This window comes from Segetibacter aerophilus (genome assembly GCF_007991655.1).
In the GTDB taxonomy this organism is placed as follows: Bacteria; Bacteroidota; Bacteroidia; order Chitinophagales; family Chitinophagaceae; genus Segetibacter; species Segetibacter aerophilus.
Genome location: NZ_BJYT01000008.1, coordinates 298,496 through 308,438, shown reverse-complemented (window position 1 = coordinate 308,438; position 9,943 = coordinate 298,496). Strand labels below are relative to the sequence as shown.

At 39.8% G+C, this 9,943-nt stretch carries 7 protein-coding genes; 2 read left to right on the top strand and 5 right to left on the bottom strand.

The window, feature by feature from the left end; all coding sequences use genetic code 11:
* From SAE01_RS12765 to SAE01_RS12755, 3 genes are all read right to left on the bottom strand, one after another.
* On the bottom strand, positions 1-2,439 hold a 2,439-nt coding region (locus SAE01_RS12765), incomplete at its 3' end, for an FG-GAP-like repeat-containing protein (RefSeq protein WP_174834615.1).
* A gap of 213 nt (positions 2,440-2,652) precedes the next feature.
* The gene (locus SAE01_RS12760; RefSeq protein WP_147204153.1) at positions 2,653-3,186 is read right to left on the bottom strand and encodes a phage tail protein; all 534 of its coding nucleotides are present in this window, start codon (positions 3,184-3,186) and stop codon (positions 2,653-2,655) included.
* 207 nt (positions 3,187-3,393) lie between these two features.
* Complete coding sequence (locus SAE01_RS12755; RefSeq protein WP_147204152.1) at positions 3,394-3,891, bottom strand: GNAT family N-acetyltransferase; 498 nt, start codon at positions 3,889-3,891, stop codon at positions 3,394-3,396.
* Positions 3,892-4,056: 165 nt separating this feature from the next.
* Between SAE01_RS12755 and SAE01_RS12750 the strand changes: the two genes are divergently transcribed.
* Together SAE01_RS12750 and SAE01_RS12745 are read left to right on the top strand one after the other, a co-directional pair.
* Positions 4,057-4,908: a metallophosphoesterase family protein gene (locus SAE01_RS12750; RefSeq protein WP_147204151.1), complete on the top strand. Its 852-nt coding sequence runs from the start codon at positions 4,057-4,059 to the stop codon at positions 4,906-4,908.
* 203 nt (positions 4,909-5,111) lie between these two features.
* Positions 5,112-5,468: a hypothetical protein gene (locus tag SAE01_RS12745; RefSeq protein WP_147204150.1), complete on the top strand. Its 357-nt coding sequence runs from the start codon at positions 5,112-5,114 to the stop codon at positions 5,466-5,468.
* A gap of 92 nt (positions 5,469-5,560) precedes the next feature.
* On the opposite strand, the gene SAE01_RS12740 is transcribed toward SAE01_RS12745, so the two are convergent.
* Complete coding sequence (locus SAE01_RS12740; protein ID WP_147204149.1) at positions 5,561-7,228, bottom strand: aspartyl/asparaginyl beta-hydroxylase domain-containing protein; 1,668 nt, start codon at positions 7,226-7,228, stop codon at positions 5,561-5,563.
* A gap of 93 nt (positions 7,229-7,321) precedes the next feature.
* Positions 7,322-9,751, bottom strand: coding sequence for a DUF5686 and carboxypeptidase regulatory-like domain-containing protein (locus SAE01_RS12735; RefSeq protein WP_147204148.1), 2,430 nt, complete (start codon positions 9,749-9,751; stop codon positions 7,322-7,324).
* Between the last annotated feature and the right edge of the window lie 192 nt (positions 9,752-9,943).

Here is a 9,943-nt window from a genome sequence, read left to right as displayed (position 1 = left end):
GTTACCGATAATTGTACCCGTTGAACTACCCACAGAAGCAGTTCCTGTTGACGTTGATTTTAAGACCATACTTCCACCATTTGTTATGGTTAAGTTGCCATTTACTACAATATCCCATCCAGTACCATCATTTATTGAGAGTCCAGCACCGGAATTCACAATAATAGCCCCTCCGGCAGCTACAGATGCTTGATCAATGGCCACATTTGCAGTCACTGTAACGGTGTGCCCGTTAAGGATAGTTACCTGGTTTGCATTGAAGTCTGGTGTTAATGAAGCAGCATGGTAAGTGAGATTGTCTGTTGAACTTTGCCATGTAGAAACACTGTTCCAGTTGCCAGAGGTAATACTGCGGAAGTAATCTGTAGCATTAGAAGGCTGTACAATGGTATAAACCTCTCCTGTTGTATATCCTCCGCTTATGGCGTTTCCGACTGCATCAATAATTCCTGTTCCGCTCGATTTCAAATCCAGTCGTAATGTGCCATTACCGGTTACACCATTTATAGTTATCGTTGTGTTTGTACCGGAAGAAGTAGAAGCAGTCGCTATCGTTCCGTTTGCTGTTCCTGTTTTTGTTAAGGTAAAATCAGTAATATCAACCCCTGAAACATTTTCAGAAAACGTAACCGTATAATCTATAGATGTTGCATTGGTATTATTAGCGCTTGCCCTTGTGATGCTTGCGACCGATGGCGCTACCCCATCTACTAACACGGCTGTTGTTGATCCAATATTGTTTAAAGTCAGGGGAGCATTATTACTTGTAGATGCATCCTTTATAGTACCGCCGCTTAATGTAATAGCTGAACCAACAGCAATGCCATTGTTATCAGCGTCGCCTGCGGCAACAGTATATCCGAAGACTAGCGCGGAAGTACCGCTACCGGACACATATAAAGCATTTCTAACTGTAGCTCCTATGGTAACAGGAACGAAAGGTGCACCTCCCGCAGTATTTACAATCATACTTTCACTGTAGTTAACAGTAAACGTCAAGTTATCTCCTGTCTTATAAGTACCGTTAGCAGGAACACCAACACTTATGGTTGCAGCAGCGGTTCTAAAGCTTTGCACATTACTTAAACTTACGCCGGCGAATACAGTACCACCCGCATTCTTAAAAGTACCAGCATCCGATTTAACGGCATATTGCGTGCTGGGCTGTAATGTAATCGAAGGATCTATTGTCCAGTTAGTTCCAGAACCTGTAACCTGTGCGCCGGTAACAGGAATTGCCTCAGCTATTGTATTGTCAGAAGTCTTTACAATTGAGATATTGCCGGTGCCTTTTATTACGGGCTGATCAAAAGTATAAGTAATATTTACCGTTGGAGAAACATTGGTTGAATTGTTGGCCGGCGTGAAAGATGCGAGGTTTGGAGGTGCCGCATCTTTACTATAGAAAAAGCCGGTGGTACCTGTCTTTGATGCCCAAACATCTTTATCACCGTCATGGTCAAAATCTGCTGAAAAATAATTTAAACCAGTGATGTCGGCAAGGGTAACCGACGCAAAAGGTGAAGCAGCCTGGTTTACAATCGCAAATGTGCCGTCACCATTGCTTCTTGCATATTCAAATGGTGTCCCGTTTCCCCCGGTTTGGTACAGAATATCAGCATCTCCATCTGTGTCATAATCGGTGACAGTAGCCCGGCCAGTAGCGGGCGGTGCTGGAAAAGTAGCATTACTTTGAGATGTGAATGTGCCATTATCATTACGATAATAATTTCCTTTCGCTGCATTTACACCTGCCCATACGTCTACGTCGCCATCCCCGTCAAAATCAGCTACGTGGTAGTTGGTTGCATTGTTATCTATTAGGGTAACGCCGCCAAAAGGCGAAGATGCGAGCGGAACATCTGTAAATGTACCGTTACCATTGCTTTTTGAATACTTATATGCTGTACCGTTTCCACCAGATTGGTATAAAAAATCTGCATCGCCATCTTTGTCAAAATCACCAATGACTGCCCGGCTAGAGACGGCGGGTGCGGGAAAGGTAGTCGAGGGTTGGGTGGTAAAAGTGCCATTATCATTACGGTAGTAACTTCCAGTGGTTGCATTTACTCCTGCCCAAATATCGAGGTCACCGTCGCGGTCAAAATCCGCTACATGGTAGTTAGAACCATTATGATTAACAAGGGTTACACCCGCAAAAGGCGAAATATTAATTGCCTGATCTGTAAAGGTACCGTCACCATTGCTTCTTGCAAATCTGAAAGGCGTACCATCGGCACCAGTCTGATATAAAATGTCAGCATCTCCGTCAACATCAAAGTCTGCTACAACGACCCTAGCCGATGCTGCCGGAGAAGGAAATGTAGATGAACTTTTAGTAGAAAAGGTTTGGGCAATAGAATTATTTTGCAGCAAACAAAAAAACAACACAATAAATGACACAATCGGTCGCAACGGGTTTCGACTTATATGGGACATGGAGTAAAATTTAAACTTAATAGTGATATGGTTTATTGTATAGATAATATACTACGCTTCTGGCAATAGCTCTAGTTTCACTTTTGATGTCGACTGAAACAAGCGATTGAATGCTCATTAAACATCATTGCGTCACCTCACTTGTAATTTCGTTACTACTGTTACATGTACCACGCCCTTTGTGAACTCCATTGAAGTAACTCTGCTGTTATATTAATTACGGCTAGGAAAAATACCCTCTAATGCAATGATATAATTAATACATGTATATGGCTGCATATTCTGGTGCGGCTGGTTTCCTCCGGCCTGCCCAATTGCAGCAGGGTTCATATTTGTATTTGCAGCCGTCTTATAAGTATTCATAGAATTTAGGGTACTGGGATCAATTGTTACTGCGTTGTAGTTGTTGGTAGGAGAAGAAGCGTCGCCATCAGAAGTACTTGCAGCAAGTGGGTGGTTATGGGATGGCATATTCCCAACGGTTAATGTTACACTCTCACTTCCACTTTGCTGGCCCAATGAATAATTCGACAACCCAGGACCCTGACCTGGACCTACCGGAACTCTACCACGTAAATCAGGCAACGCGAATGTAGTTTGTCCGTTTCCTCCGTACGTTGTACCAAGTATAGAAAACAACGCGGTATTTTGTGCAATTGAAAGAATCTGTCCTTGGCAGAAAGCCCATCCACGTGGAGCAAAAGTGCCGGCAAAGAGAGTGATTTGGCCAATAAATGGTTCTGCCATAATGATGATAGTTAGTTGGTTATAAATAAGATGGAACTAAAAGTAATTGAATTAAATGTAGTCACAATATTTATAAAAAGTGAAGAATTTTCATACTCCTTTTAATGAGGTCTTCAAAAAGCATTCAGGTGTTAGGGCGGTAATTAGTTCAAGACTTAAATTTTATAGGAACAAAGCTTAATTTTATTCACAAGCTTATACATGCCCTTATTTATTATTCCACTCCATTAGATAATGCAGATTATTGGTATTAATAACACTGAACCCAAGGCGTTGATATAATTGTAATGCGGGATTTAAAGCTTCCACATGTAACGTAACAGCGCGTTTTCTTTCCACGCCAAGCTGTAGTATTTGCAGTAAAATATTTTCTCCTATTCCTTTATTTCGCCATTCATGCAACAGTGTGATGTCTATAATACGAATACTATTGTCTTCATATTCTTCATGCAAGTAAAGTCTGCCTATCGGTTTATTATTCTTGCAAATAATCCAAAAAGACGCAGGTGTATAGTGTTTTATATAGTAAGTATGCTGGGTATCAAATTGCATTCTTAAGAAGTTCTTCTTCTGTAAATCACTCCAAGCTCTCATCAGGTTCATCTCTTCAAGACGGGTACTACAATAAATTTTAAACAACAGTTGGTCATCTTTATTGCTAATTGCACGAAGGGTAATGTCTTTATTATTTAACCTGAAACTCATTAGTCTCTAAATTTTAGTTCACGACCCAATTTTAGTTGTTTAAATAAAGGAAAAGAAGGGATCATACAATCAAAGCTAAGCAGTAAGCGCTGCAAACTTTTTCTATAATCCTCAGTTTTAAATATTTACTTTAACCGTAGATTTAGTAACCCTCAAACTTCTCTAATGCACAACCGTAGAAAATTTTTGCTTCAATCGACTCTGGCTGCAGGTTCATTTGTGTTTTCAAACCCTTCAAAAGCAAGGTCTCTTTCATTCTCCGACTCGTCATCGGTTGTTGCAGAAAAGCTTAGCATATTAAACTTACACAATCTGCAAAATCTCTCCCATAAAGTTTCAAACCTTCACCCAAGGTTGCAGCAGTTTTTTAAAAATAAAAATTATACTACCCTGCTGTTAAGTACAGGCAACATAGTTCAAACGAGTAATGCTTCTAAAGAGACTCATATCGAAAAGCTAAGGTTGCTGAAGAATGCAGGATGTGAAGCGGTTGTTCCGCAAAGTCAGGATCTTAAAAATGGTCTTTCATATTATGAAGAGCTGACGAATGAGTGCGAGCTAACATCTCTTTCAAAAAATTTTGAGAACAATAACTTGTTGCCTTACCACATCGTGTATAAGGGAAATATAAAGGTTGGAATTATTGGAAATGATGTTACCCAGAATGGAAGTATAGAAAGTGATGTTAATGAGATGGCGGCTAGACTTAATAAGACTTCCCTCTTTTTAAAAAATGAAGCTTGCCATTTAGTTGTTTCAATGAACCCTTATAATAACGGAAATGGCTGTAGCAAAAAAGAGGAAAAAGCACTTGCAGCCCTCACAAAAAATATTGATGTAATAGTCAGCAGCAATGGTACTTTAAAGCAGCCAACTACTTTTATTGTGAAAAATACCGAACGACATGATGTGGTTCTAAACTACCAGGGAACTGAAAGTAGCTATTTAAAAAACATAAATATTTCTTTCAACAGTAGGATGGAAAAAACAGCATTTTCCCTCAGTAAAGTCCTATAAAAAACCTTTCATTCTTAAAAAAATTGTAGCTAGCTAAACGCCGCTTCACAATGTCTCTTACTGCGCACCTCATTTCTTTCCTGGAGGAAATCGGACTTGAAATTGTTTGTGCAAAATTACAAAACCCCACTTTTTTACCCGGACTTTGCATTCGTAACGGCGCTTTAGTGATTGACCAAGATTAATTGATTTACTCAGGTGATATGTTACACGAAGCAGGCCATCTTGCAGTAATGCCTCCTGCTATTCGAAATGAAATGATTGATAACCTCGGCAATAATCCTATTCATCAAGGTGGAGAAATGATGGCCATCGCATGGTCTTACGCAGCTTGCATTCATTTAGACCTTGACCCTCATATTGTGTTTCATAAAGATGGTTACAAAGGAGGAGGGGATACAATTGTAGAAAATTTTTCCAACGGTAACTTTATGGGTGTTCCGTTATTGCAATGGTGCGGAATGACCTATGATGAAAAAAGAGCGAGAGAGATGAACGCAAAACCGTATCCCCACATGATAAGCTGGCTTTGTCTTCAAAACAAATACATTGAGGTGTAGTACTTCAACCACTTTAATTTTTTAGCTAGCTTCAATAACCCGTTAACCTATTTCATTGTACCAACCGTTTATCAAGACTAACAAGCGTCGTCTTAAAGTGGCATTTTAAGAGATCTTAGTTGCTCTATTTGCTCATATAATTTTGTAAGGCTTTCTGTGTTAGGGGCTGCCAAATGCCCGCTCCTAGGTTGTTCAGTAAATATTTCTTTTAAATCTTTCGAATGATACCTGCTTCTTTTTAAAAACATTTCAAGGTCGGCAGCTGTCAATTCCATCTTTGTAATCCCCGCTAACTTCTTCATTATTTCTACGATCCCTTCACTATAATTGACTAGTAAGATGTTCTTGTCTTTTTGTGTTATTTCAAGAATTGCTTCTAAATACCTTTGAAGTACAAAGGCTATGTAGTTTTCAGAATCGAACTTTTTTCGCTCATTTTCGTCAAAATCGAATATTTCCGGTTCAACCAATCCGGGCACTGCATGCATACCCTTTTTCCTTTGCTGAGAAAAGAGCACCTCAACAGGATTTCTATAAAGAATTACAAAAGGCGTTGAAGGGTATAAAGCCCTAAGCTGCCGGTAATATAAGAGATGCCAACTATCCGTCTTAATAAAAAGTCTTCTTTCATTTCCTGTTCTCTTACCACCATATAATTTTATAGCCCCTGCCAGTGTTTCCTTTGCCAGAGACTCATCCGCTTGATTTTTTAAAGGCATTTGTAGAATCTCATTAAAAACAGGCACCTCTGAAAGTGAGATATTTTCATCTTTCATTGACAGCATTTGCGACACAAGCGTTGATCCACATCTTGAAACATGAAAGATAAAAGCAGAAGGCTCAACCCCTTCAATAGTGTCGGCCCATTCTGTTGCCATTGACAGGTGCGATACAGACTTCAAACGCGACAAATTTTCTGGCAGCTGCTTGCATTTCGAAATTGTTTCATCGAAGAAAGGATCAGTAAAAGGTTGCTTCCCAACGTATAACCATTGCAATAAAACCCCATCTTTCTGATTGATAATTTTCGAGGGTAGCCAAAAGGGGAAAACTTCCTGCTGCGTGCCGCGCTCGCTGTTTAGTTGCTCCTCCAACTCGTTAGCAAGTCGCAGTGCTGTTTCAGTGTTTTGCAAACGAAGTTCGCTGATCATCCTCCTTTTTTGATCGTTTCTAATGTCCACTCTTGAATACGTTTTTTCTGCGGACGAAAAAGTGCGCTTCAACCATTCATTTACTTTACAATCAATAACAAGGTGTATTCTATCTGTTTCGCCTCCATTTAAAACCCGGTGAGGAAGATTAGCATTAATGTACCAACATTCTCCCTCCCGCATCACTACCTGCTTCCCATCAACATAAAACTCCACATCTTTATTTGTCAGTAGAGGTATGTGCAACCTTGCTTCGCCCTTTTCAAAAGACAACTCCGCGTCCCTGTGTTCTTTTATAAGGGCACCTTTTTTCAAATTCAACAATCTTACAGACATCACAGAGCAGCCAAAAGATTGAAAAAAGTTTTTTATGGTAATACACTGGTCCATTATAGCGGTATCATCGAAACCTGTTTCTCCTCGAAGCTCGGGGCTAATTGAATTTTGCTTGCCTCCTGGAGACCTTAATGAAATTACAGTCCACTCGCCCGCATAGTGAGCCGTATTGACATGAGGATTTTCTTTATTTAAAATCAACTTAACCTCCTCCCAGGCCTTTAACCAATCTAACTGTAAAGGAAGTTTTGCATAAGCAATCGTTTTGTCCATTAAGTTGTTTTTATGAAAAATTAAACAGCGATATCAAAGGTGAATAGCAGTGGCTTTGCTGGATTTTAAAAAGTTGATAATCATTTGGCCTGCTTATTCCCTACCGCCAAAAAAAGGCAACGAAATTCTAATGCCTGTTGTTCCGTTGTCATTATTCGTAAATGATTTCACGTAATCGATTCGCAGGATTTTTAAGATATTTTCAAGACCTACGAAGGTTTCGATGTATTTGGTACCGCTTTTCAAAAACAGCATATTTGTGCCGCCAACAATAAACCAGTTTAGCTTTTTAAACAATGGAATTTTGTTTGTCAGCAAGCCGTTCAAATGATATTGGATATGGGCTGTAGAGTACAACTTTTCAACATTGCTGTAAGCATAATAAGGCATCAACTGAAAAGTGTTGAGATCGTGGAAAGTAACTGTTAGCTGGTTGCCTGTATAATGCTGGTAGTCGGGTAGGAAAGCAGCGGTAGTCTTTAAAAAACCTCCGATAGCGACATTGTAATCAAGAGAGCCGTACAGTTTTAGATTGACGTTGTCATTGACCGAAAACCTCCATTTACTATAATCTACATCACTTCCCAAAGCCCCTTTTACACCTTGGGTGTAAGAGAGGTTGAAAGTAGGAAAGCGGGATCCTACATTTAGTTTCTGATCCGGAAATTCAATGTATTGTGTACCTGGTTTCCAGCGAACATTCACCGATGCGATTACTGCCTGATGAGGCGCAAATGTAAAGTTTGGAGTAAAGCTTCTGTCTTCAAAATCACGCCATTTAGTGGAGGTTGTGTTCTGCAGAGGAATTCGATCCTGGTACTGGGCATTGGCACCAATGGTAAACCCTGAACCAATTTCCTTGTTGTAACTTATTCTGCTATACCATGCTTCATAAATCTTCAAATAGTTATGCTCGTACTGTAGAGTCGATATGGTATTGTACTGTGGGCTGATCGGGTTGCTATTATCAAACTGAAAAACCCTCTTACCGCCGGAAATTGCAACGTTGCTAAAAAACTTCTTCCCAAACGTATAGCTCGTTTTCAAATCAGCATTAAAGTGGTGGTTACTAAAACCATATCGAACAGTTGGAACTATAGAAAGACTTTTTCTTCCGACGTCAGTAAAACGTTTTGAATAACGTACAGAATAATTTATAACTGCGCCTTCAACAGTATTGAAATTAATTGCATCGATCAGCGGCTCAAGTGAGAAAGATTGCTTAGCCTTTTCTTTTGAAAATGTTTGCCCGGTCAGCAACAACGAAACAACCTTAAGCTTGTTCCGTCTACGATCTACCGAATCAAGATAGTGCGGATCTTTTTTTACCTGCTCAAGACTATCCTTCTTCTGATAATCTTTTACCTCTTCCTGCAGCAAGGGAACTGGCCGAACACTATCCCAATAGGTAGCAGGCTTTTTATTGGAGCTATCATAATATTTTAGAATGGTATTATCGAAAAACCCCTTTGCAAAAACAGGTTGCAGGTTGAACTTATCATACACCTGCACAAAGGTTCCAACCATCTCAAAGCCAAGTAGGTTAATGGCCGGTGAAATAGTTTGCTGCTTAATCAACCACATCTGTTTGTAAGGAACGTATAACTGTTCGATTCGCAGTGTGTCGACAAACTGCATCTGGTTTTCTTTGTACAATACCAGCTGCACGCTTTGTATCCGCCACTCGTTTTCTATTATGTTGATGTAGCCATTAAAAAGCGGCTCATACTTGCGCTTGGGAGTAACCTTTATCCGGTTGATCATCTGGTTGTTTTCAAAGAAGCTTCCTTCAAACTTGTACTTGTAATAATTTAACGCATTGTTCGAAACCGGAGAGATAAAGCCGCGAGGATTTAAACTGCCGAAATAAATGTTGTTTTGATAGAAGGAAAAAATCTGCGGGCTACCAAACCCAAACGCATCTTTGTCTCCACTTACTTTTGTGGATATCACTTCCACTTTCTTCTTTGGTTCATCTACTGAATATTTCGCTACAGTCTCTGATAAGAAAACAATCTTCCGTTTACTTGTATCTCCGTCTTCAAAATCTACGTCTTTTCCCAGGAACTTTTTTGGGTAATTGCGCGTTCGCATTTGGCCTTTTATATAGACCTCAGTTTCAAACTTTTTCAGCTCGGTTTCGTAAAACTTCCTTTTTTTTATTGCGTTCCTTATAATGGCATAGGCCGGGTCTTCACCTTGCTTTACAATCACATTTCCCAGTTCATATCGCTGCTCACTTAATTCAAAATTTACAACCACTTCATCGTTGCCAACTACAACTTTTTTCTCTGTTGTCTTATAGCCGATGTGCTGAACAACAAGGGTATAGGTACCCTCAGAAACAACCATTGCAAAGCTGCCGGCATTGTTGGCAGTTGTTCCTTGAGTTGTACCCTTAATAGTAACAGAAGAAAAAGGAAGCGGCTGATTTTTATCATCAGTAATACGACCAGAGATTTTTCCCGCAAAGGCTTGTGATCCAATAATTAAAAGAGACAGTAATAAAAGAAGAGTTCGCATGATGAGTTGTTGTAGCGAAAGTAGCCATTGTTTATACGCAACAAAAATTGATGCTTTTGGCCAGTGCGCTGCCACTACTGTTAGGCTTTTGTTGCGTCGCACTCTTGTACATTCTATTTTTTATTCATCGTGCTTTAAAGGTTTTCAGGATGCATTTGTCCTAAATCCAAAAGAGATACTTAAACCGCTATG

Excerpts from the sequence above, each read along its gene's own strand:
- SAE01_RS12760 (WP_147204153.1), bottom strand. The coding sequence starts at position 3,186 with ATGGCAGAACCATTTATTGGCCAAATCACTCTCTTTGCCGGCACTTTT.
- SAE01_RS12755 (WP_147204152.1), bottom strand. The coding sequence starts at position 3,891 with ATGAGTTTCAGGTTAAATAATAAAGACATTACCCTTCGTGCAATTAGC.
- SAE01_RS12750 (WP_147204151.1), top strand. The coding sequence starts at position 4,057 with ATGCACAACCGTAGAAAATTTTTGCTTCAATCGACTCTGGCTGCAGGT.
- SAE01_RS12745 (WP_147204150.1), top strand. The coding sequence starts at position 5,112 with ATGTTACACGAAGCAGGCCATCTTGCAGTAATGCCTCCTGCTATTCGA.
- SAE01_RS12740 (WP_147204149.1), bottom strand. The coding sequence starts at position 7,228 with ATGGACAAAACGATTGCTTATGCAAAACTTCCTTTACAGTTAGATTGG.
- SAE01_RS12735 (WP_147204148.1), bottom strand. The coding sequence starts at position 9,751 with ATGCGAACTCTTCTTTTATTACTGTCTCTTTTAATTATTGGATCACAA.